The organism is Falsiroseomonas sp. HW251, assembly GCF_050563545.1.
Classification (GTDB): Bacteria; Pseudomonadota; Alphaproteobacteria; order Acetobacterales; family Acetobacteraceae; genus Falsiroseomonas.
The window spans coordinates 14,514-38,985 of record NZ_JBNXUM010000019.1 but is presented as its reverse complement, the minus strand read 5'-3'; the positions used below and the strand labels follow the sequence as shown (position 1 = coordinate 38,985).

The 24,472-nt window shown below is 70.1% G+C and carries 18 protein-coding genes; 10 read left to right on the top strand and 8 right to left on the bottom strand.

The genetic code is table 11. The annotated features are described in order from the left end of the window. Nucleotides 1-4: 4 nt before the first annotated feature. From ACLF3M_RS21705 to ACLF3M_RS21695, 3 genes are all read right to left on the bottom strand, one after another. Nucleotides 5-502 carry a TRAP transporter small permease gene (locus ACLF3M_RS21705; protein WP_430659071.1) on the bottom strand — a complete coding sequence of 166 codons (498 nt, stop codon included), beginning with the start codon at nucleotides 500-502 and terminating at the stop codon, nucleotides 5-7. Between the two features lie 4 nt (nucleotides 503-506). After that, nucleotides 507-1,499 carry a DctP family TRAP transporter solute-binding subunit gene (locus tag ACLF3M_RS21700; RefSeq protein ID WP_430659070.1) on the bottom strand — a complete coding sequence of 331 codons (993 nt, stop codon included), beginning with the start codon at nucleotides 1,497-1,499 and terminating at the stop codon, nucleotides 507-509. A gap of 150 nt (nucleotides 1,500-1,649) precedes the next feature. Further along, nucleotides 1,650-2,480, bottom strand: coding sequence for a universal stress protein (locus ACLF3M_RS21695; protein WP_430659069.1), 831 nt, complete (start codon nucleotides 2,478-2,480; stop codon nucleotides 1,650-1,652). 261 nt (nucleotides 2,481-2,741) lie between these two features. Between ACLF3M_RS21695 and ACLF3M_RS21690 the strand changes: the two genes are divergently transcribed. Next, entirely contained in the window at nucleotides 2,742-5,120 is a 2,379-nt protein-coding gene (locus tag ACLF3M_RS21690) for an ATP-binding protein (protein WP_430659068.1), read from the top strand. A gap of 3 nt (nucleotides 5,121-5,123) precedes the next feature. Here the strand turns inward: ACLF3M_RS21690 and ACLF3M_RS21685 are convergent, their stop codons facing one another. Further along, entirely contained in the window at nucleotides 5,124-7,160 is a 2,037-nt protein-coding gene (locus tag ACLF3M_RS21685; protein WP_430659067.1) for a hydantoinase/oxoprolinase family protein, read from the bottom strand. Next, the gene (locus tag ACLF3M_RS21680; protein WP_430659066.1) at nucleotides 7,147-8,904 is read right to left on the bottom strand and encodes a hydantoinase B/oxoprolinase family protein; all 1,758 of its coding nucleotides are present in this window, start codon (nucleotides 8,902-8,904) and stop codon (nucleotides 7,147-7,149) included. Before ACLF3M_RS21680 ends, ACLF3M_RS21685 begins: the two co-directional genes overlap by 14 nt. A 100-nt stretch (nucleotides 8,905-9,004) precedes the next feature. On the opposite strand from ACLF3M_RS21680, the gene ACLF3M_RS21675 reads away from it, so the two are divergent. Beyond that, entirely contained in the window at nucleotides 9,005-10,822 is a 1,818-nt protein-coding gene (locus ACLF3M_RS21675; protein ID WP_430659065.1) for a hydantoinase B/oxoprolinase family protein, read from the top strand. A gap of 69 nt (nucleotides 10,823-10,891) precedes the next feature. Here ACLF3M_RS21675 and ACLF3M_RS21670 read toward each other — a convergent pair whose 3' ends face one another. Together ACLF3M_RS21670 and ACLF3M_RS21665 are read right to left on the bottom strand one after the other, a co-directional pair. Next, nucleotides 10,892-12,943 carry a hydantoinase/oxoprolinase family protein gene (locus ACLF3M_RS21670; RefSeq protein ID WP_430659064.1) on the bottom strand — a complete coding sequence of 684 codons (2,052 nt, stop codon included), beginning with the start codon at nucleotides 12,941-12,943 and terminating at the stop codon, nucleotides 10,892-10,894. A 47-nt stretch (nucleotides 12,944-12,990) separates the two neighbouring features. Then, nucleotides 12,991-13,965: an NADPH:quinone reductase gene (locus ACLF3M_RS21665; protein ID WP_430659063.1), complete on the bottom strand. Its 975-nt coding sequence runs from the start codon at nucleotides 13,963-13,965 to the stop codon at nucleotides 12,991-12,993. 71 nt (nucleotides 13,966-14,036) lie between these two features. On the opposite strand from ACLF3M_RS21665, the gene ACLF3M_RS21660 reads away from it, so the two are divergent. After that, a complete protein-coding gene (locus ACLF3M_RS21660) occupies nucleotides 14,037-15,158 on the top strand; it encodes a M20 family metallopeptidase (RefSeq protein WP_430659062.1) in 1,122 nt (373 codons plus the stop codon). Nucleotides 15,159-15,246: 88 nt separating this feature from the next. Here ACLF3M_RS21660 and ACLF3M_RS21655 read toward each other — a convergent pair whose 3' ends face one another. Beyond that, nucleotides 15,247-16,962, bottom strand: a complete 1,716-nt coding sequence (locus ACLF3M_RS21655; RefSeq protein ID WP_430659061.1) for a M28 family metallopeptidase — start codon at nucleotides 16,960-16,962, stop codon at nucleotides 15,247-15,249. A 193-nt stretch (nucleotides 16,963-17,155) separates the two neighbouring features. Between ACLF3M_RS21655 and ACLF3M_RS21650 the strand changes: the two genes are divergently transcribed. Genes ACLF3M_RS21650 through ACLF3M_RS21620 form a run of 7 tightly spaced genes read left to right on the top strand, consistent with a single transcriptional unit; the run spans nucleotide 17,156 to nucleotide 24,415 of the window. Further along, nucleotides 17,156-18,835 carry an ABC transporter substrate-binding protein gene (locus tag ACLF3M_RS21650; RefSeq protein WP_430659060.1) on the top strand — a complete coding sequence of 560 codons (1,680 nt, stop codon included), beginning with the start codon at nucleotides 17,156-17,158 and terminating at the stop codon, nucleotides 18,833-18,835. A 13-nt stretch (nucleotides 18,836-18,848) separates the two neighbouring features. Further along, nucleotides 18,849-19,823 carry an ABC transporter permease gene (locus tag ACLF3M_RS21645; RefSeq protein WP_430659059.1) on the top strand — a complete coding sequence of 325 codons (975 nt, stop codon included), beginning with the start codon at nucleotides 18,849-18,851 and terminating at the stop codon, nucleotides 19,821-19,823. Then, nucleotides 19,807-20,706, top strand: a complete 900-nt coding sequence (locus tag ACLF3M_RS21640; RefSeq protein WP_430659058.1) for an ABC transporter permease — start codon at nucleotides 19,807-19,809, stop codon at nucleotides 20,704-20,706. The genes ACLF3M_RS21645 and ACLF3M_RS21640 overlap by 17 nt, the downstream gene beginning before the upstream one ends. Then, nucleotides 20,703-21,713 (top strand): ABC transporter ATP-binding protein, encoded by a 1,011-nt coding sequence (locus ACLF3M_RS21635; protein ID WP_430659057.1) that lies wholly within the window; start codon nucleotides 20,703-20,705, stop codon nucleotides 21,711-21,713. Before ACLF3M_RS21640 ends, ACLF3M_RS21635 begins: the two co-directional genes overlap by 4 nt. Next, nucleotides 21,701-22,675: an oligopeptide/dipeptide ABC transporter ATP-binding protein gene (locus tag ACLF3M_RS21630; protein ID WP_430659056.1), complete on the top strand. Its 975-nt coding sequence runs from the start codon at nucleotides 21,701-21,703 to the stop codon at nucleotides 22,673-22,675. The genes ACLF3M_RS21635 and ACLF3M_RS21630 overlap by 13 nt, the downstream gene beginning before the upstream one ends. A gap of 36 nt (nucleotides 22,676-22,711) precedes the next feature. Next, nucleotides 22,712-24,091 carry an acyclic terpene utilization AtuA family protein gene (locus ACLF3M_RS21625; protein WP_430659055.1) on the top strand — a complete coding sequence of 460 codons (1,380 nt, stop codon included), beginning with the start codon at nucleotides 22,712-22,714 and terminating at the stop codon, nucleotides 24,089-24,091. Between the two features lie 3 nt (nucleotides 24,092-24,094). Further along, nucleotides 24,095-24,415 carry a DUF4387 domain-containing protein gene (locus tag ACLF3M_RS21620; protein ID WP_430659054.1) on the top strand — a complete coding sequence of 107 codons (321 nt, stop codon included), beginning with the start codon at nucleotides 24,095-24,097 and terminating at the stop codon, nucleotides 24,413-24,415. Nucleotides 24,416-24,472: the final 57 nt, after the last annotated feature.

The following is a 24,472-nucleotide window of genomic DNA, read 5'->3' as shown; positions in this document are numbered from 1 at the left end:
GCGTTCAGAAGTCCGAAGCGGCAGTGGCCGCGCGCAGCCCGCCAGTGCGGGCGTCGCGGACGTCTTCCGCCATGTTGAGCAGGATCCGCAGCGCTGTGCAGGCCATCGCGATGGGCACGATGGCCAGCACCAGACCCATCGGAAACTCCATCGCGACGGACGGCAGGTCCATCTCCCGGATCGCGGCTCGCGTGCCCCAGATGACGATGGCGACGCAGAACATGACGGAGAGCGCCTGCGTGACGAGGCCCGTGACGAGCCGCGCGCCGGTCGGCAGGCGCTCCACGATGAAGGGCATGCCGATGTGGCTGCGGTCGCTGACCGCCGCCGAGGCGCCGAAGAACACGACGCCGACATAGAGGTAGCGCGCGCATTCCTCGGTCCAGATGCTGGGGTCACCCAGCACGTAGCGGGTGACGACCTGCCAGATCAGCACGCCGAACAGCACCACGCCGAAGAGGATCGAGAGCGCCTCCTCGGCATGGCGCAGGACGAGACGCATCCGGTCAGAGCGCCTGCAACTGCGCGAAGACGCCGCGACCCCAGACCTCCTCGAAGCGCTGGTACATCGGCGCCAGCGCGGCCTGGAAGGCCGGGCGGTTGCTCTCGATGAAGGTCACGCCGCGCTGGGTGAACTCCCCGCGCAGCCGGTCCTCCGATTCCGCGACCAGGCGGTCCGATACGGCCGCGCCGTCGCGAAGCGAAAGCCGCACGAGCTCGCGGTCCGCCTCTGGCAGCGACGTCCAGCTCTGCTGAGACATCACCGGCACCAGCGGCACCAGGACATGGCCGGTGAGGTTGATGTAGCGCTGCACCTCCATGAACTTGTTCGCGTTGATCGTGGGCAGCGGGTTCTCCTGCCCGTCGATCACGCCGGTCTGCAGCGACAGATAGACCTCGCCAAGCGACATCGGCGTCGGCGCGGCGCCGAGGGTGCGCATCATGTCGACGTAGAGTGGCGCCTCGGGGACGCGCATCTTCAGGCCGCGCAGGTCGCCGGGCTCGCGCAACGGGCGATCGCGCGTCGTCATGTGCCGTGTGCCGTAATACCAGGGTTCGAGCCCGCGGATGCCGCGGCTATCCGCCAGCTGACGGAAGCTTCCCTGGATCGATGGATGCGCAAACATCCGCAGCACATGCGGGAAATCGCGCGCGAGGAAAGGCGCCTCCAGGATGGAGATGGACCGAACCCAGCCGCCGAGCACGCCCGGGCCTGTGATGCAGAAATCCAGCGTCCCGCTGCCGACCTGGGTCAGCATCTCGCGCTCGCCGCCGAGCTGGCTGGCCGGGAAGTTGTCGATCCGCAGCCGCCCGCCGGAGCGTTCGCGGAGCCACTCCGCGGCGCGCAGAATGCCGCGGTTGACCTCGCCGTCGGGCGGCTGGACATGGCCGAAGCGCAGCGCGCGGCCGGCCTGAGCCCGGGCGTTGCCGATCATCGGCAGCGCCACCGCGCCGGAAAGAATCAGGGCGCGGCGGCGCAGGCCCGTCTGCTTGGACATGGTCTTTCCCTCCCTCGGGCCGGGTTTCCCGGCCTCCAGGCGGTCAGCATGGCATCGCTGACCGTTGCGTGACCAGGGGGGTCAGTTCGGCACATGACCATAGGTCAGTGCGGCACATGACCACAGGTCAGTGCGGCACATGACCACAGGTCAGTGCGACATCAGCACCGGCACGGTCATGTGGCGCAGCAGGCCGCGCGTCACGCCGCCCAGCACGAACTCCCGCAGCCTCGAATGGCCGTAGGCGCCGATGACGATGAGGTCGGCGCCCGTCTCCGCCGCGCGGTTCAGCAGCGCGTCGTCGGCGCCGATCTCCGGCGCGACGATCCGCTCGACCGTGACGTTCACGCCGTGGCGCGCCAGGTGGCGCGCGATGTCGGCGCCCGGCGCGTCGCCATCCAGGTCGCTGCCGGGCAGCGGATTGACGATCAGCACCGTCGCGGCGCCCGAGAGCAGCGGCAACGCGTCACCGACCGCGCGGGCGGCTTCCCGCTTCGCGTTCCAGCCGATCAGCGCGCGGTCACCGACCGTCGCGAAGCTGCCGGCATAGGGCACCACGAGCACCGGCCGGCCGGAGGTGAAGAGTACGGCTTCCAGCGTCGCGTCGGACCCGCCGTCGTCCGGCGCCTGCTGCCCCAGCACGACGAGGTCGGCATAGCGGCCATGCAGCGCGGCCTGCTGCGGCGCCAGGCCTTCCACCAGGCGCCACTCGCCGACCACGCCCTCGCGCCGCAGCATCTCGTTGAATGAGACCTCGGCGCGGGCACCGGCCGACAGCGCGTCGTCGCGCATCGTCTCGACAAGCTGGGCCAGCGCTGCGCCGCCTCCGTCGGCGCCGGCGATCGCCGACACCGTGACATCCACGACAAAGAGCCCGGTGAGATGCGCGGCATGCCGGCGTGCCAGCGCACAGGCCAGGGCGAGCCGCGTCGCGCTGCGGTCGTTGTCCTCGATCAGGACAAGGATGTCCTTCAGTGCCATGCCGTCCTCCTCTCGTGTCCCGGCAACGCTGCCACGACGTGACGGCGCATGCCATTGAACTGCTTAGGCTCGCGCCGGACCTGTCATCCGCTGGATCGTTTCGCTAAGTTGTTCCTCACAAATACGTGTAGACGGTTGGGATGACAGCGTGGGTTCGCTTCGATACTCCCGTTGCCGTGAGGGGGCGGCACCACGGAACCGTGGCGGTCCGAACGAGAGGAAGAATTGGCCAGCAACGCGCCCAGCCTGCATGCGCCTTCGATGCGGCCCTGGAACCTGCCCGCCCGCTGGCGGCGGGCCCTGCATGGCATGCGCCTCTCCACCCGGCTGATCCTGATCGTCGCGACCTGTCTGCTGCCGACGCTGCTGTTGCAGGTCGTCGTCGCTTGGCAGCAATGGACCGACCGCAAGGCGCAGCTCGGCGCGATCGTGACGCAGCAGGCGCAGCTGCTGGCAGGCAACGTGGACAGCATCGCGGAAGGGGCGCGCATCCTCCTCGGGGCGGCGGCGGAATTCCGCCAGGTGCGCGAACGCGACGTCTCCTGCGGCGACCGGCTGGCCCGGCTGCTGCATCACGCGCCCGGCTTCGCTTTCATCGCGGTGATCGAACCCGACGGCGCGATCCGCTGCGCATCGCAGCCCGATGTCGCATTGCCGTCGGAAAGCTCGACGTGGCAGCGCGCCGCCTCCGGCACGACCGGCTTCGCGGCAGGGCGGTTCACGCGATCGCGACTGCTGCCGACGGGCTTCCTGCCCTTCACCATGCCGATCACCGAGGCCGACCAGACCAGACCGGGGCTGCTGGTGGCGGGGCTCGACCTGCACTGGCTGGAGTTGCACCTGCAGGGGCTGAAGCGTACCGGCCTGCCTTTCCTCGCAAGCGGTGTGCTGACGGTGGCGGATGCGGATGGCGTGGTGCTCGGCCGCGACGTCAAGCACGCGGACTTCGTCGGCCAGCGCTTCCCGCAGGCCGCCCTGTCGCTGCTGCAGGCGACGGCGCCGGGTACGCTGCGATTGCGCAGCATGGACGGCACCGATCGCCTGGTCGGCTTCTCCCCACCCACCGAGGCGAGCCACGGCCTGGCCGCGGTCGTCGGCGTGCACGAGCCCGACCTGATGACGGATATCGAGGCCGCGCTGCGGCGCGGCGCGCTGCTTCTGCTGGCCGTCACGCTGCTGGCCGTGGCGCTGACGCTGGCCATGGCGCGGCGCTTCATCACGGGACCGACCGCGGCGCTGCTGGACGTCGCGCGACGCTGGCAGGACGGCGACCTGTCCGCGCGCGCGCCGGCCTGCGGGCGAGGGTCGGAATTCGCCCAGCTCGCCACGGCCTACAACGAGATGGCGGCGTCGCTGGAACGCCGCGAAGCCGGGCTGCACGCGGCGGTCGAGGAGCGCACCCGCGCGCTGACCGCGGCGAACGAGCGTCTGCAGGCGGAGATCGACGAACGGCGCCAGGCCGAAGCGGCGCTGGTGCAGGCGCAGAAGGTGCAGGCGGTCGGGCAGCTCGCCGGCGGGATCGCGCATGACTTCAACAACGTCCTGCAGGCCGTCATCGGCGGCGTCGCGCTGATCCGCAAGCGTGCCGCGGACACCTCGTCAGTCCAGCGGTTGGCCGGCATGATCGACGAGAGCGCGCGGCGGGGGCAGTCCATCACGCGGCGGCTGCTCGCCTTCTCGCGGCAGGAACAGCTGCGCGCCGGGCCGCTTGACCTTAACGAGATGTTGGAGGGGCTGCGCGAGGTGCTGTCGGCGACCCTCGGCGCGCGCATCCGCGTGCAGGTGGACGCGCCGAGCGGCCTGCCGACGATCCTGGTGGATCGCGGGCAGCTGGAGACCGTGCTGGTCAACCTCGCGACGAATGCGCGGGACGCCATGCCGAAGGGCGGCACGCTGCGCCTGTCGGTGGTGGTCGAGGAGATCGCCGAGCACGCCGGCAATGCGCTGGCGCCGGGGCGCTATGTCCGCCTGGCGGCGGCCGATACCGGCGAGGGCATGGACGAGGCGACGCTGCGCCGCGCGGCGGAACCCTTCTTCACGACCAAGCCGCTTGGCCAGGGCACGGGACTCGGCCTGGCAATGGCGCGCAGCTTCGCTCAGGCCTCGGGCGGGCGGCTCGATGTCGCCAGCACGCCGGGGCGCGGGACCACGGTGACGATATGGCTGCCGATCGTCGTGGAGGCGCCGCGCCCGCAGACCGACAGCCTCGCGCATCGCGCGCTGCGGCGCGGCAGCGACGACCGCACGCCGCGGCTGCTGCTGGTGGATGACGAGCCGATGGTGCGCGAGGTGCTCGCCGCCGAGCTGCAGGATGCGGGCTACGAGGTCGCGCAGGCCGCTGACGGCGTCGCGGCGCTCGCACTGCTGGATGGGGAGCGCTGCTTCGACCTGCTGGTCAGCGACCTCGCCATGCCCGGCATGGACGGCGTGAGCGTGATCAGGGAGGCGCAGCGGCGGCATCCCTGCCTACCCGCGATCCTCCTGACGGGCTATGCCGGCGATGCGGCGACCCTGGCCGTGTCGGGCGCGCTTGGCGGGCGCTTCATGCTGCTGCGCAAGCCGATCTCGGGTGCGGAGCTGGCGGACCATGCCGCGGCGCTGATGGACGACGCGGCGCGGGACGCGCAGCCCGCGCATTGAGCCTCATTCAAGCCTGGTGAGGAGCAGCGCGCCGGAAGCGTCCACGCGCGCCTGCCAGCCCGGCGGCAGGACCGTCGTCGCGTCGAGCTGCAGCAGGATGGCCGGGCCGTCCAGCACCGTGCCGGCGGCCAGCGCGTGGCGATCGTACAGCGCGGCGCTGCGCGTGCCGTCCTTCAGGTGCATGGGCTGGCGCCCGATCGGCGCCGCACCGCTACCCGCGGGCAGCGTGACCGGCGCGGCTGCGGGCAGGCGCCCACGGGCTTCCAGGCGCAAGGTGACGAGCTCCGGCGTGCCTTCTGGCAGGTCGAAGCCGTAGAGCGTGCGGTGCGCGGCGGCGAAGTCGGCTTCCGCTGCAGCGACGCTGCCGTGCCAGGGCACCGCGAGTTCGGAGCCTTGGCCGGCATAGCGAGCGAGGACAAGCGGCGTCAGGCTGCGCGCCTCGTCGGGTACCGCTTCCTCGGCCAACCAGCGCGTCGCCGCTTCTTCGAGTTCCGCGAAGCCGGCTGCGACGGAGCCGTCGGAGGCGGCGCCCCCGCGCGGCAGGCTGCGCGTGAACTCCGCGCCGAGATCGGCGGCGAGCAGCCCCTGCGCGCAGAGCACGCCGGGATGGCGCGGAACCAATACGCGTCGGATGCCGAGCAGGTCCGCCAACGCGGTGCCGTGCAGCGGGCCGGCGCCGCCGAACGGCACGAGGACGAAGTCGCGGGGATCGTGGCCGCGCTCCACCGAGACCACGCGCATCGCGCCGACCATTGCATTGTCGAGGATCGTCAGCATGCCACGTGCGGCATCGTGCAGGTCCATGCCGAGGGGTTCAGCGACATGCTTCCGGACGGCTGCTTCGGCGCGCGCGACGTCGAGCGTCATGCGCCCGCCGAGCAGGCTCGGCGTGAGATGGCCGAGCACGACATGCGCGTCGGTCGTCGTCGGTCGTTCGCCGCCGCGGCCATAGCAGGCGGGGCCGGGATCGGCGCCGGCGGATTCCGGGCCGACGGAGAGCGTGCCCGACGCAGAGACCTTGGCGAGCGACCCGCCGCCCGCGCCGATCGTCACCATGTCGAGCATCGGCAAAGGCAGCGGCCAGCCGCCAACGGACCCATGCTGCGTCAGCCCGATACGCCCGCCTTTGATCAGCGAGATGTCGGCCGAGGTGCCGCCGATGTCCACCGTGATGATGTCGGCGATGCCGGCCGCGGCGGCCGCCGCGCGCGCGCCGACCACGCCGGCGGCGGGGCCCGACAGCGCGGTGGTCGCCGGCGCGCGGCGGATGGCCTGTGCACCGGCGACGCCGCCGTTGGACTGCATCAGCAGCAGCGGCGCGGCGATGCCGGCGGCGGCGAGGCGCCGCTCGATCCGTTCGACGTAGGTCGAGACCGCGGGCATGACCTGCGCGTTCAGCACCGCGGCCAGGCTGCGTTCGTATTCGCGGATGACGGGCAGCACCTCGGTCGAGGCGCTGATCGCGATGTCCGGCAGTTCCTCCCGCAGGATGGCAGCGGCGCGGCGTTCATGCGTTGGGTTGGCGTAGGAGTGCAGCAGGCAGACCGCGACGGACGCGACGCCGAGCGCCCGGCACCGCGCGGCTGCGCGGCGAATTGCGTCCTCGTCGAGCGGGCGGAGTTCCGTGCCATCGGCGGCGATGCGGCCGGGGATCTCCAGTACGCGCGAGGGCGGCACGGGGCGCTTCGGCTTGACCCAGGCGAAGAGGTTGGCGGCGCGTGGGATGTCCTGCCGGCCGATCTCGAGCACGTGCCGAAAGCCTTCGGTCGTGATCAGCGCCGAGGGCGCGGCCTTGCCTTCCAGGATGAGGTTCGTCGCGACGGTGGTGCCGTGCAGGACACGGCCGACTTCCTGCGGTTTGCGCCCTGCGGTCTCCAGCACCAGGCGGATGCCAGTTAGGAACGCCTCCGACGGATCGCGCGGCGTGCTGGGCGTCTTGGCGGTCCAGGACTCGCCGGTCGAGAGGTCCTGCAGCGCGATATCGGTGAAGGTGCCGCCGATGTCGATGGCGACCGCAAGAGCAAGGTCAGCCGAGGACATCGACATACTCCCCCCGGTGGAAGGCTTTGGCTTCGGGGCGGTCGCGGCGAAGCGCCTCGGTTGCGGGCATGTCCAGCACGCCGTCGCGGATCACCACGCCGTAGTCGCGCGCGGCCGCTTCGTCGCTGACGAAGCCGCCCTCGACGTCTGCCAGCACCTCCTCCGGTCGTCTGTCGTAGGGGTGGCCGTGGCCACCGCCGCCGCCGGTCTCGATGACCAGGATGTCGCCGCGAACCAGGCGATTGCCGTCGGACAGCGGCGGCAGCACGCGTTCGCCGGGCATGCCGGGATTCACCACCACGCGGCCGGGCCGGCCGGACTGGCCGCCGGCGACGCCCCAGGGCGGGCAGACCACGCCGTCGATGCGGACGGCCAGGATCGCCTCCTCGGCCAGGATCTCGTACTGCCGTACGATCCCGCAGCCCCCGCGATGCCGGCCCGGCCCACCGCTGTCGCGATGGATCCCGTAGCGGTCGAGGCGCGCGGGATACTCGGATTCCAGGAACTCGACGGGGTAGTTCTCCTGCGCGACGAAATAGACGGCGTCGGTGCCGTCGGCGAAGGGGCGCCCGCCATAGCCCACGCCGATGCCGTCGCTCATCAGGAAGGGCTTTCCACCGGCGGTGCCGCGCAGCAGCATGATGACATAGGCGGCGTGCGCGGCCGGCGCGTCGCCGCCCGCCGCGGCCACCATGCCGTTCAGCGTCGCCAGCATCCGCATCATCGTCAGCCCGCGCATGCCGAGTGCGGCGGGCCAGCGCGGCTGCACCAGCGAGCCCTCGCGCAGCTTCACCTCGTCGATCGCGCGCGGGCCGCCGGCATTCGTGACCTGGTGGGGATCGCCGCCGAGCAGGAAGAGGCCAAGCGCCATGCCCGGCACGTCCTTGTTCATGATGTAGTTCACCGGGCCGGGCGACTGGTCGTCCGTGCCCGTCGCGTCGAAGACGAAGCGGTTGTTCGCCGTGCGGGTCAGCGAGAAGCGCAGCGCGAGCGACCCGCTGCCCTTGCCGTCGCCGTCGATCCGGTCGGTGAAGCTGTGCGTGCCGACGGGGAAGGTCGCGGCCAGGCCGTCGCGGATGGTGCGCTCCGTCCTTTCCAGCAGCTGGTGCAGCGCGTCGGCCAGGACGTCGGCACCGAACCGCGCCGCGATCTCCTGCATGCGCACCGCGCCGAGGTTCACCGCGGCCATCAGCGCACGGAGATCCGCCTGGCAGGCCAGCGGCCAACGGGAGTTGCGGAAGAAGATGCGCAGCGCCGCGTCGTTGGTGCGGCCTTCGTCGACCATCCTGGTTGGCGGGACGATGATTCCTTCGTGGAAGATCTCGGTCGCGTCCGGCGAGATCGAGCCCGGCCGCAGCCCGCCGATATCGGCGAAATGCGCCCAGCCCATTACCAGCGCGACGCGGCGTCCTTCGTGGAAGACCGGCGCGAGCAGCACCTGGTCGTTGGAATGGGAGACCGCGCCCTTTGACCCGTAGCAGTCGTTGTACCAGTAGATGTCGCCGGGCTTCATGGTCTCGGCCGGAAAATCGGCGAAGACCGGGCCGCAGACATCGCCGAAGACCGGCACGTTTGAGCCCACGCACATCACGCCGTCGGCGTCGAAGAGCGCGGTGTAGAAATCCTTCTTCTCGCGGATGAAGGCGGACATGGCGGTGCGCTCGATCAGCGCCTCCATCTCTGCCTGGGCGGCGCGGATGGCGCCACGGATGACCTCGAGGGCGACGGGATCGCAGAGCGGCATGCGGTCTCCGGGGGAGGGAACGGTCCGAAGGCTACGGGGCGCGCGCCTTGCTGCCAAGCCGCCGCGCCGCTAGCGTTTCCTCGCAAGGCCGGAGTTGCCGATGGACGAGGTTCGGACGCGCGGCGTGGACGCCGTGACGATCGAGATCATCAAGGGCGCGCTGCGCTCGGCCCAGGCGGAGTGCGAAGCGCTGCTGGAACGCACCGCCATGTCGCCGGTGATCCGGGAGAAGCAGGACTACTTCATCGGCTTCTACGACGCCGGCGGGCGGCTGGTGACAGGCACCAAGCTGCCTCTCTTCGGCGACGTGATGCGGCCGATCCTGGACCGGTTTCCGGCCGAGGACATCAGGCCAGGCGACATCTACTGGTACAACGACTGCTACGCCTCCCGCGGCGGCGTGTCGCACACCTCGGACCAGGTCTTCGCCACGCCCGTGTTCGTGGACGGGCGGCTTGCCGCCTTCGCGCAGTCCTGGGCGCATTTCCGGGACATCGGCGGGGCCTGGCCGGGGTCCAACACGCCGGGCACGGAGAGCATCTTCCAGGAAGGCATCATCGTGCCGCCGGTGAGGCTCTACCGGGAAGGCGTGCTGAACCAGGACCTGTTCGAGACCTTCGTCCGCAATTCGCGCTTCCCCCTGCATGCGCGCGGCGACACGCGCGCGCTGACGGCCGCCGTACGGCTTGGCGAGAAGCGGTTGCAGGAGCTGTTCGCGCGCTTCGGCACGACGACGCTGCTCGGCGCGGTCGAGGCGATGATCGACCAGACGAAGCGCGTCTTCCTGCGGCGGATGAAGGAGCTGTTCCCGCCGGGCGGGCGCTGGCGCTTCGCCGACCGCGTGGATTCCGATGGCAAGGGCAACGGGCCCTTCACCGTGCGGATGGAGCTGATGTCGCACGACAAGGGCTTCACGCTGGACACCACGCAATCCGACGCGCAGGCCAAGGGTCCCATCAACTTCCTCATGAACCCGACCGTGCCGAACACGGTCTTCGGGCTCTATCTGCTGGCGGACGACGACAGCGTCATGATGAACGAGGGCCTGCTGCGTGCGATCGAGGACGTGCGGACGAAGGAAGGCACCATCATCCAGCCGGCCTGGCCGGCGCCCCTTGGACAACGCAGCAATTCGTTGGCGCGCGTGATCTCGACCGGCATCGGGCTGATCGCGCAGGCCACGAGCGGAGAGAGCCCGGCGGCAAGCTCGATCTACACAATCTACACGCTGACCGGCCGCCAGCCGCATGACGGCAGCCTGTTCTATAAGTCGGGCGGCCACGGCACGGGCCAGGGGGCGCGGCCCTTCGCGGACGGGCTCGACGTCATCTACTACGTCGCGCAGCAGAACTACCCCATCGAGTTCCTGGAGTCGGACATGCCGGTGCGTATCCGCACTTATGCCATACGCTGCGACTCCGGCGGGCCGGGGCGCTGGCGCGGCGGCTGCGGCGTGGTGCGGGAGATGGAGGTGCTGGTGGATGGCTGCACGCTCAACACCCGTATGGACAACGTCGCCAATCCGCCCTGGGGGGTGAAGGGTGGGCGGAGCGGAAGGCCCGGCCGCTTCGTCATGAACCCCGGCACGCCGGAGGAGCGGGAATTGCCGAGGCTGGCGCAGGGGATTCCGACGAAGAAGGGCGATGTCGTGCGACTGGAAAGCACGGGCGGCGGCGGCTGGGGGCATCCGTATGACCGCGAGGCCTGGCGCGTGCGGCAGGACGTGCTGGGTGGCTTCGTGTCGGTGGAGGCGGCGCGCGCGGATTACGGCGTGGTGCTGAAGGACGGGAAGGAGCGCGAGGTGGACGAGCAAGCCACCGCCGCGCTGCGGGCGGATCGGCCGCCGGTGGAGGGGATGTTCCATCGGCATGGGGCGTATCGCGACGCGGATGCGTGGTGGGAGGCGATGGCGAGTTAGGCAAACGCCCGCGAACCCCCACCCGCCTCGCTGCGCTCGGCACCCTCCCCCGCAAGCGGGAGAGGGTTTTCAGTCGCTGACTTCGACCACTAGGTTCCCGAAGGGATCCATTGTCGCGACGTCGCCGGGCGCGAGCCAAGTCGTGGCGTCCATCTGCACCACGATCGCCGGCCCCTTCACCACCGCGCCGGCGCCGAGATGGTCGCGGCGCCAGACCGGGACGCGGGAGCTGCCGCGTTCCAGGTCAACGAGTTGCTCGCCGATCGGCGTGGGCGCATCGCGCGCGGGCAGGACCTCGTCCGCGGGGCCGGGCATGGTGCCGAGCGCGGTGACCTCCAGCGTCACGATCTCCACCTGGGTGTCGCGCTGCGCGAAGGTGTAGAGGCGCTCGTGCTCGTCGTGGAAACGCTCGATCGCGGCGGAGAGCGTCGCGGTATCGGCGCTGCGCGCGGGCCAGTCCACGAACAACTCGAAGCCCTGGTTGACGTAGCGCATGCCGGCGCGCCAGCGCACCTCGCGCGAGGCCGCGGGCACGGATTCCGCTTCCAGCCAGGCGACGGCCTCGGCGTCCAGGGCGGCGTAAGCCGCGGCCAAGGGCGCGGGATCGGCGATCGGGGCGCGCAGCATCACCGTGCGCGTGAACTCGTTGCGGAGCTTCGCGGCCAACAGCCCCTCGGCGGCCAGCACGCCGGGGCGCGCGGGGACCAGGATGCGCTTCATCCCCAGCAGCCGCGCGATGGCGCTGCCCTGCAGCGGGCCGGCGCCGCCGAAGGGCACCAGCGCAAAATCCACGGGGTCGAAGCCGCGCTGCACCGAGACAACGCGGATCGCGCCGGCCATGTTGTTGTCGGCGACGGCCACGATACCGCGCGCGGCGTCGTGCAGCGTCAGGCCGAGCGGGCGCGCGACCTTCGCCTCTATCGCGCGGGCCGAGGCGTCAGCGTCGAGCGTGATCCTGCCGTCGAGCAGCGACGGCGGCAGGCGGCCGAGAACCAGGTTCGCGTCGGTGAGCGTCGGTTCCTCGCCGCCGCGGCGATAGGCGACAGGACCGGGATCGGCGCCGGCGCTGGCGGGGCCGACGACCAGCGCGCCCTCCGGCGAGACGCGCGCGATCGAGCCGCCGCCGGCGCCGATGGTGTGGATGTCAATCATTGGCAGGGTCAGCGGCCAGTCGCCGACCTTGCCCTCGGTGGTCAGGCGGGGCTCGCCGTCGATCAGGCTGATGTCGGCCGAGGTGCCGCCGACATCGAGCGTGATAAGCCGGGGGAAACCCGCCCTGAGCCCGAGCGCGCGCGCGCCGACGACGCCGGCCGCGGGACCGGACAGCGCGGTCTGCACGGGCTGCTTCGCCGCGCCGGCGCCGCGGATCACGCCGCCCGAGGATTTCATCAGCAGCAGTGGCGCGCTGACGCCGGATTCCTTCAGCCTGTCCTCGATCCGGCGGACATAGGTCGAGATCGCGGGCATGACATAGGCGTTCAGCGCCGTCGCCATGGTGCGTTCGTATTCGCGGAAGACCGGCAGGACCTCGCTGGACAGCGTGATGGGGATGCCGGGCAGAAGCTCCGCCAGCAGCGCGCCGGCGCGGCGTTCATGCGTGGGGTTGGCGTAGGCGTGCAGGAAGCAGACGGCGACGGCCTGGGCGTCCAAGCGGCGAAATTCGTCGGCCGCGGCGCGAATGTCGGATTCGTCCAGCGGCGTGACGACGCTGCCGTCCACGGCCAGGCGTTCCTTCGCCTCCATCACCTGTTCCGGCGGGATGGGGCGGCGCGGCTTGACCCAGGAATAGAGGTTCTCGTGGCGGGGGATGTCGTGTCGGCCGATCTCCAGCACATGGCGCAGGCCGGCGGTGGTGAGCAGTCCCGCGCGCGCGCCCTTGCCTTCCAGGATCGCGTTGGTCGCGACGGTCGTGCCGTGCAGGACGTGGGAGATGCCGGCCGGCGCGCGGCCCGCGATCTCCAGCACCTGCGCGACGCCGTCCACGAAGGCCTGGGATCGGTCGGCAGGCGTGGTCGGGACCTTGGCTTCCCAGCGCTGGCCGCTCGCGCGGTCCACCAGCACGATATCGGTGAAGGTCCCGCCCGCATCCACCGCGACGGTGAGAGTGCCCTGATCCGCCATGCCCGCCCCTTCGGTCGGCGGGATGCTAGGAACGCGGGGCGGCAGCGTCAAACCGGCGCGACCTCCACGATCACCTTGCCCGAGGCGCCGGCTTCGAGGGCTTCGTGCGCCTCGGCCGTGCGGTCCAACGGGAAGGTCGCGGCGACGGGCAGGCGCATCCAGCCCTCGGTGACGGCGCGGGTTGTGGCGGCGATCGCGTTCTCCAGCGCCGGGCCGTGGATCAGCATGGCCTGCACGAAGCGCAGCGTGACGGCCTTCTTCGCGAAGACGTAGTAGTCCAGCACGGGCTTCGGATCGCGCGTCGAGGAATAGGCGGCGATGACGCCATGCGGCGCGATCACCTGGCCGTCGAGCGCCTGGTTGGCGCCGAAATCCACCTCGACGATGCGGTCCACGCCGCCGGTGAGTGCCAGGATGCGCGCAGCGCAATCGGGGTCGCGGTAGTCCAGCACGTCGGTCGCGCCGGCGTCGCGCGCGATGGCCTGCTTGGCCGGCGTGCTGGCGGTCGCGACGACGCGCGCGCCGGCGCGGGAGGCGAAGAGAACCGCTGCGAGTCCAACGGCGCCCGCGCCCTGGACCAGCACGCTCTTGCCGCCGAGCGGCCCGTCCGAGAACAGCGCGAGATGCGCGGTGAGGCAGGGAACGCCCAGGCAGGCGGCCTGCACCATCGTCACGCCGTCGGGCATCGTCACGGCATGCGCCGCGTCGATCGCGAGGAGGTCACGGCAGGTGCCGGCGCCGTGGCGCCCGCCGAAGATCCAGACGCGCTCGCCGATGCGCGACGCCGGCACACCGGCGCCGACGCCGACGATCACGCCGGCGCCGTCGCTGTGCGGGATGACGGGCGGGCCCTGGTGCACGACGCCGCGCCAGCCCGCGCGGCCCTTCGTGTCGTGCGGGTTGACGCCGGAGGCATGGATACGGACCAGCACCTCGCCGGCGGCCGGCACGGGATCGGGCAGCGCCACGAGTTCGAGCACGTCGCGGGCTGGTCCGTTCCGCCGCCACTGGATCGCCCGCATGTGCCCTCCTTGCCGCGCCGCGCGTCGCCTGTTCAGATCGAGCGTAACGCAGCACGACGCAGGGGGACATCATGGCCGGGTTCGAGACGGAAAAGCTGCTGGCCGGCATCCGCGACTGGGTCGAGCACGAGACGCCGACCGATGCGCCCCAGGCGGTGTCGGGGCTGATGGCGAAGGTCGCGACGGAGGCTGCGTCGTTCGGTGCGCGTGTCCAGCGCATCCCCGGCCGCGACGGCTTCGGCGACCACCTGGTCGTGCGAAGCCCCTGGGGCGCGGAGGGCGAGAAGGGCATCCTGGTGATGTCGCATCTGGATACCGTGCATCCCGTGGGCTCGCTGGAACGGATGCCGTTCCGGGTGGAGGACGGGATCGCCTATGGCCCGGGCATCTACGACATGAAGGGCGGCGCCTATCTCGCCTTCTCGGCGCTGCGCGAGATCGCGGGGGAAGGGCGCAACACCGCGCTGCCGATCACGCATCTCTTCACGTCGGACGAGGAGGTGGGCAGCCCGACCAGCGTGGCGTTGATCCGGCAGTTGGCGGCGGAGGCGAAATACGTGCTGGTGACGGAGCCCGCGCGCGAGGGCGGGAAGATCGTGACCGCGCGCAAGGGTGCGGCGCGATTCGAGATCCATGTGAAGGGCAGGCCCGCGCATTCCGGCGCCAGGCACCAGGACGGGCGCAGCGCGATCGAGGAGCTCGCGCGGCAGATCCTGGTGCTGCATGCCTTCACGGATTATGCGCGCGGCGTGACGGTGAATGTCGGCACGATCTCCGGCGGCACGCGGGCCAATGTGGTGGCGGAGGAGGCGCATGCCCTGGTGGACATGCGCGTGCCGAATCCCGCGATCGCGGAGGAGATGGTAGCGAAGGTGGTGGGGCTGACGCCGGTCGGGCCGGATGTGACGATCACGGTGACCGGCGGGCTGAACCGGCCGCCCTACGAGAAGCTGCCGGGCATTGCGGCGCTGTTCGACCACACGAGGGCGCTGGCGGCGGAGATCGGGTTCGACCTGCAGGACCTGAAGACCGGCGGCGGCAGCGACGGGAACTTCACCGCGGATATCGCGCCGACGCTGGATGGTTTGGGCGTGGACGGGAAGGGCGGGCACACCAATTACGAGCAGCTCTATTTGGAGTCGCTGGTGCCGAGGGCGCGGTTGCTGCGGCGGTTGATGGAGACGTTGGAGTAGGAGGGCGCGCCGAGTGCCCCCGCTCCCCAACCCTCCCCCGCAACGGCGGGGAAGGCGGAATAAAGGAAGCGGGGAGTGAGGCGGGGCGCTAGCCGATCAGGCGCGTCGCCTCGCGCAGGGCCGCGACGTAGCGGTTTTGACTGCGCATGAGCTGCGTCTTCGCGAAGCCCAGCATCGGGCCGCTGTAGCGCGGGAATTCCGTCGCGACCGCCAGGCCTGGCAGCGGGGGCGCGGTGAAGGCGGGGTCGTGGGCGAAGCGGGGCGTGCGGGTGAAGTTAAGGGGGATCAGGATGCGCGCCAGGCGCTTTGCGATCTCGTTCGCCTGGGCCGGTGGCATGCCGTCGAGCTTCGCGATGGCCGCGCGGAAGGCCGCCGTCGCATGCTTTGCCGGCGTCAGGTCGGCATGGTCGCCTGCCGCAGCGGCATAGCGATCGACCGTCGTGGAGAACTCCTCCGCCGTCGCAACCCAATCGAAGGGCAACCGCTCGGCATTCACGACCCGCAGCACCGACAGCATGTAGATCCGGATGTCGCGCAGCAGGTTGTCCTTGTCCGCGATCTCCAGCTGGTCGTTCTCGGTGTGCCAGGCGATGTTCCCGCCGCAGCCGGACACGTCGTAGTAGTTCTTCTCCTTCCGGAGGTCGTCGGCCATGGTCGAGCTCAGCATGTAGAAGCTCGTGATGCCGATGTTGTTGAAGCTGTAGTCGCCGGCCTGATTGGGGCGCTTGGTCTTGAAGACGGCGTCCGGCACGACGTCCTTGATGGCGCCTTCCACCAGCTTCGCCGTTTCGCTCATCGTCGTGGTGGCGTGGAAGCTGTTGGCCCAGCGGCAGCCCGGACTGTCGCAGTTCACGGACAGCACGCAGTTCTCATCGAGGTCGAGAGCGAAGGCATCGGCGAACCAGGTGCTGCCGGCATAGCGGCCGGTGGAATGGCCCGGCCACCAGGCGATGCGCACGCCGCGCTTCAGGCTGGCCCGCTGCGCCCAGAGCACGCGCGCGATCTCCAGCATCGTCGCGTCGCCCGTGGCGTTGTCGCCGACGCCGACGTCCCAGGAATCATAATGGCCGTGCAGCAGGACGAAATCCTTCGAAGCCCCCGGGATGTCCACGACCGGGATCTTCTGGGGGAAGAAGCCCTCCAGCATTTCGGTCTTGATGGTGGCCGACCCGCCCTGCTGGGCGAGCGCCATCAGCGCCTCGCCAGTCTGCTTGTTCACGGCGACGACGGGGATGTTCGGCTTGCGGCCGATGTCGTCGAGGTCCGGCGTCCCCCAGATCGTGGTGCAGGTGCCCCAATGGATGTCCACGCCGGGATTGCAGGCGATCAGGCCGACCGCGCCCCATTCCTCGACCAGGGAGGTCAGCGCAGGGTTCCCGAAGCCCTCGGTGATGAAGATCTTGCCCTTTACCAGCGTCCGCACCTCGGCCTCGTCCTTGATGCGGCCGCCGAACAGCTCCTGCACGTCGCGGGAATAGGACCGCAGTGCCTTCAGATTCGCCGGCACATAGACCAGCGGCGCCGTCATGCCCTTCGGCACGGACACCGACATGGAGGGCGGCTTGGCGCGATGCGTCTGTCCGCCCGCCTCGACCGAGGCCGAAAGCGGGATGGAGAGGAAGATCTCGGGCTGGTGCACCGTGACCGGCACGCCGAGGCGCTGCAGCCGCTCCGCGATCGCATCCGCACCCTTGTTCACGTCCTCCGGCCGCCAACGCGGCACGCGGGAGAAGTGCTCGACCAGTTCCCAGGGCGCGTCCAGCGTCGCGGCGTCCAGGAAGCGGCGTTCAGCGTCGGTGATCATCGCACATCCCTTCAGCGGTCGGCCCTACGCTGTCACCGGTCGGGCGCCCCGGAAAGGGGTACGGGCAAAACGTCCGGACAACCGGTTGCAATTGCCGGAGGGCGCGGCAAACTATCGGTGCAGGGAGATCAGCCGGGGGGAACGACCGGCGCGTCGCACGGTCCACCACCTCGGGACGAACGGGAGCGGTACCATGCATCGTCGTGACCTATTGAAGGCCGGCACGGCCGCCGCGGCCCTGATCGCGGGCCTGTCGCCGACCGGTGCCTTCGCGCAGCAGGCGGGCGACCCGATCCGCAAGCTCGTCATCATCAACCGCCCGCAATCCAACAACCCGCAGGCCTGGCAGGCCAGCGAGATGATCGCCCAGGAATGGCGCAAGCTCGGCCTGGACGTCGAACTTCGCGCCATGCCGCGGCAGCAACAGTCGGAGGTCGTCTGGAACAACCGCGACCGCTGGGACATGACGATGTGGCAGATGGTCGGCCGGCCGGAGCGCGGCGACCCCGACGAACTGGTCTACAACCTCTTCCACTCCTCTACCGCGGCGACGGGCTACAACTTCGTGGGCTGGGTCGATCCCGCCTATGACCGCTTGGCCGAAGCGCAGCGCATCGAGACCAACCCGGAGCGGCGCCAGGCCCTGGTGCGCCAGGCGCAGGAGCTTGCCAGCCAGAACCAGCCCTATCTCTTCCTGGTCTTCCCGACCCAGGTGCATGCCTTCAACAAGGCGCAGTTGAGGGAGAACAGCTTCGTCACGCAGGCCGGGCTGGGGCTCAGGAACATCTGGACCTACCTCAACGTCGAGCCCATCGGGAACCGCAAGGACCTGGTGCTGAACGCGTCGGAGCCGATGCTGGCGATCCATCCGCTCTGGATCTCCGGCGCGACGGACAGCTGGGTGACGGAGCTCGTTTGGGACCGCCTGATGCGCATCGGGCCTGACGGCCTGCCCAGGCCGTGGGCGGCGGAGACGGTGACGCAGGTGGATCCCACCACCATTGACCTGACCATCCGCGCGGGGATGAAGTTCCACGACGGCGCACCGGTGACGCTGGACGACGTGCTCTACAGCCTCGAGGCGCCGGGCATCGGCAACGAATCCCCGATGTACAAGCCCTTCGTCGCGAACATCGCCAAGGCCGAGAAGACTGGCGAGCGCACCATCCGCATCACGTTGAAGGAGCCCGACGCGGCCTTCTTCACGACCTGCCTGGCGAAGCTCAACATCATCCCGAAGTCCTTCTGGGACCCCGTGATGCGCGACTACCTGAACCGGCCCGAGAACATCGAGCGCTTCGTGGTGGACCGCCCGATCGGATCGGGTCCCTTCAAGGTCACCCGTGCGCGCCTGTCCGAGGAAGTCGTGCTGGAGCGCAACGCCGACCACTGGGCCGCGCCAAAGGTCGACCGCTGGATCCTGCGCATTTCGCAGAACGTCGAAGCGACGCTCGGCATGCTGAACCGCGGCGAGATCAACTTCCTCGCGGACTACACGGGCGACCCGGAGCTGGTGAAGCAGCTGACGCAGCGCAACCGGAACATCGTCATGTCGGAAGCCGTGGACATCGGCTTCCAGTTCCTCGGCTGGAACATCCGCCGTCCACCCTTCAACGACCCCGCCTTCCGCCGCGCGCTGTCCGCTGCGGTGAACCGGGAGCTGATCGCGAACGCCGCCTGGAACGGCTTCGCGCAAGCGTCCAACGGCGTGGTCTCCCCTGCCCTGCCCTTCTGGTACCGCCAGGGCATCGTGGAGTCCCTGCCATCCGGAATCGAGACCGCGCGGCGCCTGCTGCAGGAGGCGGGGTATCGCGTGGTGAATGGGCGGCTGCACTACCCGCCCGGCGTCAGGGAACAGACGTCGGCGTTCTGAGCCAGGCGGCCGCGTGCCCTATCTCGGCAAGCGATTGCTGCACGCGGCCTTCGTGCTGTGGGCGGTGGCGACGCTTTGCTTCCTGATGTTCCGGCTGATGCCGGGCGACCCCACGCTGAACTACATCGACACCTCGATGAACGAAGAGCAGCGGCAGGCCATGCTCGTCTCCTTCGGGCTCGACCGGCCGCTGCACGTCCAGTACCTGATCTACCTCCGGAACCTGCTGCGCGGGGAGCTCGGTGAGAGTTTTCTGCAGGGGCGGCCGGTGCTGCAGCTCATCCTGGAATCGCTGCCGATGACGCTGGTGCTGACGCTTTCGGCGCTGGTCGTGGCCTATATCTTTGGCATCATCGCGGGCGCCTTCCTGGCCTGGAACCGCGGCACCGTCATCGAGGGCTTTGCCATCCCGCTGGTGCTGGCCACGCGCGCGGCGCCGGAATTCTGGCTCGGCATGATCCTGCTCGCGATCTTCGCCTTCGGCTTCGGCTGGTTCCCCTCGGGCGGTGCGGTGGAAGCGGGGTCGGAATACGGGGACTATGAGCGCCTCTTGACGCTGGATTTCCTGCACCATCTGTTCCTCCCGGCGCTCGCGCTCGCGGTCTATCTGCAGGGGCTGCCGCTGCTGCTGATGCGGTCCACCATGCTGGAGGTGATGCAGGACGAATTCGTCACCATGGCGCGCATGAAGGGCCTGTCGGAATGGTCCATCGTGATCCGCCACGCCGCACGCAATGCGCTGCTGCCGGTCGCGACCGCTTTCGCATTGGGTGTCGGCGGCTCGGTGGGCGGCAACGTGGTGATCGAGACGGTCTTCTCCTGGCCGGGGCTCGGGCGGATGCTGGTCACCGCCGTGCAGGGCAGCGACTATCCGCTGGCACAGGGGGCCTTCCTGATCATCGCCGCGGTGCTGGTGGTGATGAACCTCGTCGCCGATCTCCTCTATGGCTGGCTGGATCCGAGGGTGTCGCATGGCCGCAAGGGCTGAGGCCGCGCCAGCCTGGCAGATCGCGCTGCGCCCTGTCGCGCGCGCGGCCGCGATTGCCGCGCGCGATCCCTTCGCGCTGGCGGGCACGCTGATCTACCTCGTCCTGATCCTGACCGCCGTCTTCGCCGACCAGATCGCGACGCACAACCCGCGCGAGATCCTCTACGCCGGCAGCCGGCTCGCGCGGAACCTGCCGCCGGGGGCGGAGCACCTGCTCGGCACCACACATGGCGCGCGGGACATCTTCTCGCAGCTCGTCTACGGCTCGCGCAGCGCGGTAACGGTCGGGCTGACCGCGGCCTTCTTCGTCGTCGCGATCGGCACGCTGCTCGGCTTGGTCTCCGGCTATTTCGGGGGCTGGGTGGACAGCGTCGTCATGCGGCTGGCGGACATCGTCCTCGGACTGCCCTTCCTGCCTTTCGTCATCGTGCTGGCGGCGCTGACGAAGCCCGGCACCGTCGTCATCGTCTTCTCGGTCGCGGTGCTGCTCTGGCCCAACACGGCGCGCGTGATCCGCAGCCAGGTGCTGACTGTGCGGGAGCGTTCCTTCGTGGAGGCCGCGCGCGTCACGGGATGCTCGACCTGGCGCATCCTCTTTGTCCACATCGCGCCATCCATCCTGCCGCTGTCCTTCCTGTACGGCTCCATCGCCGTGGGCTGGGCGATCCTGACGGAGGCCTCGGCGTCCTTCCTGGGCTTCGGCGACCCCTCCGTGATCTCCTGGGGCGGGATGCTGCAGGACGCCTATGCCAACCAGGCGCTGGGGCGAGAGGCCTACTACTGGTTCGTGCCGCCCGGGATCTGCATTGTGCTCGTCGTCCTCGCCGGCTTTTTCATCAGCCGCGGCTATGAGGAGATCCTGTTTCCCCGGCTGCGTTCGTGACCGACGACCTGCTGGTCCTGGACGGGCTGACCGTCACCTACCACACGAAGCAGGGGCCGGTCCGCGCGGTGGATGGCGCGTCCTTCGCGGTGCCGCGCGGGCAGGTCGTGGGCCTGGTCGGCGAATCCGGCTGCGGCAAGACCACCGTCGCGCGCGCGGTGATGGGCGTCATGCCGAACGCCGCCGAGGTCGGCGGCGGGCCCGTCCTGTTCGAGGGCCGCGACCTGATCCGCCTGGCGGAGCGCGAGCGGCGCGCCCTGCGCTGGAAGGAGATCGCCTTCATCCCGCAGACCGCGATGAGCGCGCTGGATCCCGTCCAGCGCGTCGGCCGCCAGATCGAGGAGGTGCTGGTCGAGCGCGGCGGCCGCAGCCGCGCCCAGGCCCGCGCGCGGGCGGAAGAGCTGTTCGGCCTGGTCGGCATCGATGCGCGGCGGCTGGACGACTATCCCCATCAGTTCTCCGGCGGCATGAAGCAGCGCGCGTCCATCGCCATCGCACTGGCACTCGATCCGAAGCTGGTGCTGGCGGATGAGCCCGTCACCGCGCTCGACGTCATCGTACAGCGCCAGGTGCTGGATCTGCTGAAGGCGCTGCAGGCGCGGCTGAATCTGTCGGTCGTGCTGGTCACGCACGACATCTCCGTCGTCGCCTATGCCTGCGACCGGGTCGTCGTGATGTATGCCGGCCGGGTCGTGGAATCCGGCGAGGTCGCGGAGGTGCTGGAACGTCCGCGCCATCCCTACACCATGGGCCTGACCAATGCCTTCCCGGACCTGGAACGCGCCGGGGGCGAGCTCGTGCCCATCGAAGGCAACCCGCCCAACCTGCTGCACCCGCCCAAGGGCTGCCGCTTCGCCGAGCGCTGCCCCTTCGCGCAGCCGCGCTGCGAGCAAGCGGAACCGCCGCTGGCCACCGACGCCGCCGGCCATGCCAGCGCCTGCTGGCGGTCGGACGAGGCCCCGGCGCTGCGTCCCCTCGCCGCGGAGGCCGCGACGTGGAGGCGCTGATCGAGGCGACGGACCTCACGAAGCACTTCGCAGCACCGCGCACGCTGGGGGAGGCGCTGGCGGGCAAGCGCCCGGTGGTGCGCGCGGTGGACGGCGTGTCGCTGCGCCTCGCGGCAGGTGAGACGGCAGCCATCGTCGGCGAATCCGGCTGCGGCAAGACCACCACCGCGCGGCTGCTGCTGCGCCTGCTGGAACCCAGCGCGGGGACGATCACCTTCCGCGGCAAGGACATCGCAGCGCTCGACAAGGACGGCATGCGCGGCTTCCGGCGCCAGGCGCAGCTGGTCTTCCAGAATCCCTTCGACGCGCTGAACTCGCGCCTGACCATCCGCGACAGCCTGGTCGAGCCGCTGCGCAACATGCGCATCCCGCGCGCCGAGTGGGACGCGCGCGTGATGCTCGCGATGCGCCGCGTGCGGCTGGCCGATGCCGAGCGCTATCTCCTGCGCTTCCCGCATGAGCTCTCCGGCGGGCAGTTGCAGCGCGTCGTGCTGGCGCGTGCGCTCATCCTGGAGCCGGGCTTCCTGGTGGCGGACGAGCCGGTCTCGATGCTCGACGTCTCGGTGCGCGCGGGCATCCTGAACCTGATGCGCGAGGCGCGGGAGACGCTGAACATCGCCGCGCTCTACATCAGCCACGACCTCGCGCTGGTGCGCTATGTCTGCGACCGCACGCTGGTGATGTATCTCGGCACGGTGGTGGAGGAAGGCCCGACCGAGGAGATCGTGCGCAAGCCCCGCCACCCCTATACCCGTGCGCTCGTCGCCGCCGTGCCGCTGCCGCGGGTCGACCAGCCGCGCGACGCGCTGCCGATCAAGGGCAATGTCGGGGATGCGCGCACGCCGCCCTCGGGCTGCCGCTTCCGCGACCGCTGCCCGCAGGCGGTGGCGCGCTGCGCGGAGGAGGCGCCGCTGCTGCGCGCCGGCGGCGACGGCGTGCTGGTGGCCTGCCACCTGGCGTGATTGACTGGCCGGCGCGCCAGGGAAAAGCTGCCCGCCATGTCCAGCACCCGAACGAACCGCGGCCTTCGCATCCTCTGTCCCAACGGGCATCTCGGCTTCGCGCCGACGCGCACGGGCAGCTTCAAGCTCGGCCTCGCCGCCGAGCCCGACATCGTAGCCTGCGATTCCGGCAGCGGGGATTGCGGGCCGGGCCCTCTCGGCTCCGACACCTGCGCCAGCCCGCGTGCCTGGCAGGAGCACGACCTGGAAGCCATGCTGCTCGGCGCCAGGCGGCTCGGCGTGCCGATGATCGTGGGATCCGCGGGCGACACCGGCACGGACAGCCGCGTTGCGATGTTCGTGGAGATCATCCAGCACCTCGCGAAGAAGCACGGGCTGCCGAAGTTCAGGCTGGGCTACTTCCACTCCGAGCTTCCGAAGGAACGCGTGGTGGCGAAACTTGCGGCCGGCGAGGCGATCAGGGGCCTAGACGGCCGCGCGGACGCGACGCAGGCCGATCTCGACGCCACCGACCGGATCGTCGCGGTGGCCGGCGTGCATCCCTACATCAAGCTGATGGATGAGGGCGCGGACGTCATCATCGGTGGCCGCAGCAGCGACTGCGCGATCTTCGCCGCCCCCGCGCTGCGGCGGGGCTACCCGCCGGCGCTCGCCTATCACTACGGCAAGATCCTGGAATGCGCGTCCTTCTGCGCGGAGCCCTACGCCGGCAAGGAATCCGTGATGGGCGAGATCACGGAGACCGACATCAAGGTCACGGCCATGCTGCCGGAACAGCGCTGCACCGTCGCCTCCGTCGCGGGACACGCGATGTACGAACGCTCCAACCCGTTCTTCGAATACTTCCTCGGCGGCCACATCGACATGGGGCAGTGCGTCTACGAGCAGTTCGACGACCGCACCACCCGCGTCACCGGCGCCGTCTTCCACCCCGCCGAGGAGCTCCGCGTGAAGCTGGAAGGCGCGGGGAAGGTCGGCGAGCGCTATGTCGGCGTGGTCGGCGTGCGCGACCCCTACACCATCTCCCGCATCGACGAGGTGATCGCGTGGGCGCGCGACCGCGTGAAGGACCGCTTCGGCGAGACCGGCTACACCCTGACCTACAACGTCTATGGCCGCGACGGCGTGATGGGCGCGCTGGAGCCCCTGCGCGACCGGCCCGGCCATGAGCTCTGCATCGTCGTGCAGGGCGTGGCACCCACGCGGGAGGTGGCGGAGGAGGTCTGCCTGACCGGTTCGCGCCAGATGTTCTACGCGCGGCTCCCTGACGTGAAGGGCACCGCCGGCGGCGTGGCCTTCGCGCTGGACGAGGTGATGCGCGCAAGCCCCGCGCATCGCTGGACGCTGAACCACACCATGCAGGTGAACGATCCGCTGGAGCTGTTTCCCACTTTCATCACCGAGGCCGGGGTCTGAGCCATGGCCGCCGTGCCCCTCTCCGACCTCGCCAAGACCATCCGAAGCAAGAACGCCGGCCCGGACCGCATCACCTTCGACGTGATCTTCCGCGACCGCGAGACCTACGACCGCGTGCGACGCTCCGGCGTGCTGTCGCGCGCGGCGGTCTGCAGGCTTTACGGCATCCCCGACAGCCGGATCAGCGATCACGTCGAATTCAACCCGGCCTTCGCGATCAAGTTCACGATCTACCGGACGGAGCCGAGCGGCAGCGCCGGCGACGGCGACATCTTCGGCTCGCAGCAATACGGGCCGCTGCTCGGCGTGCTCGTGCCCGACTGATATCGCCGCGCGGCCAGTCCCTGGATCGAAGGGTGCCGCCTTGGCTAACCTCCCCCG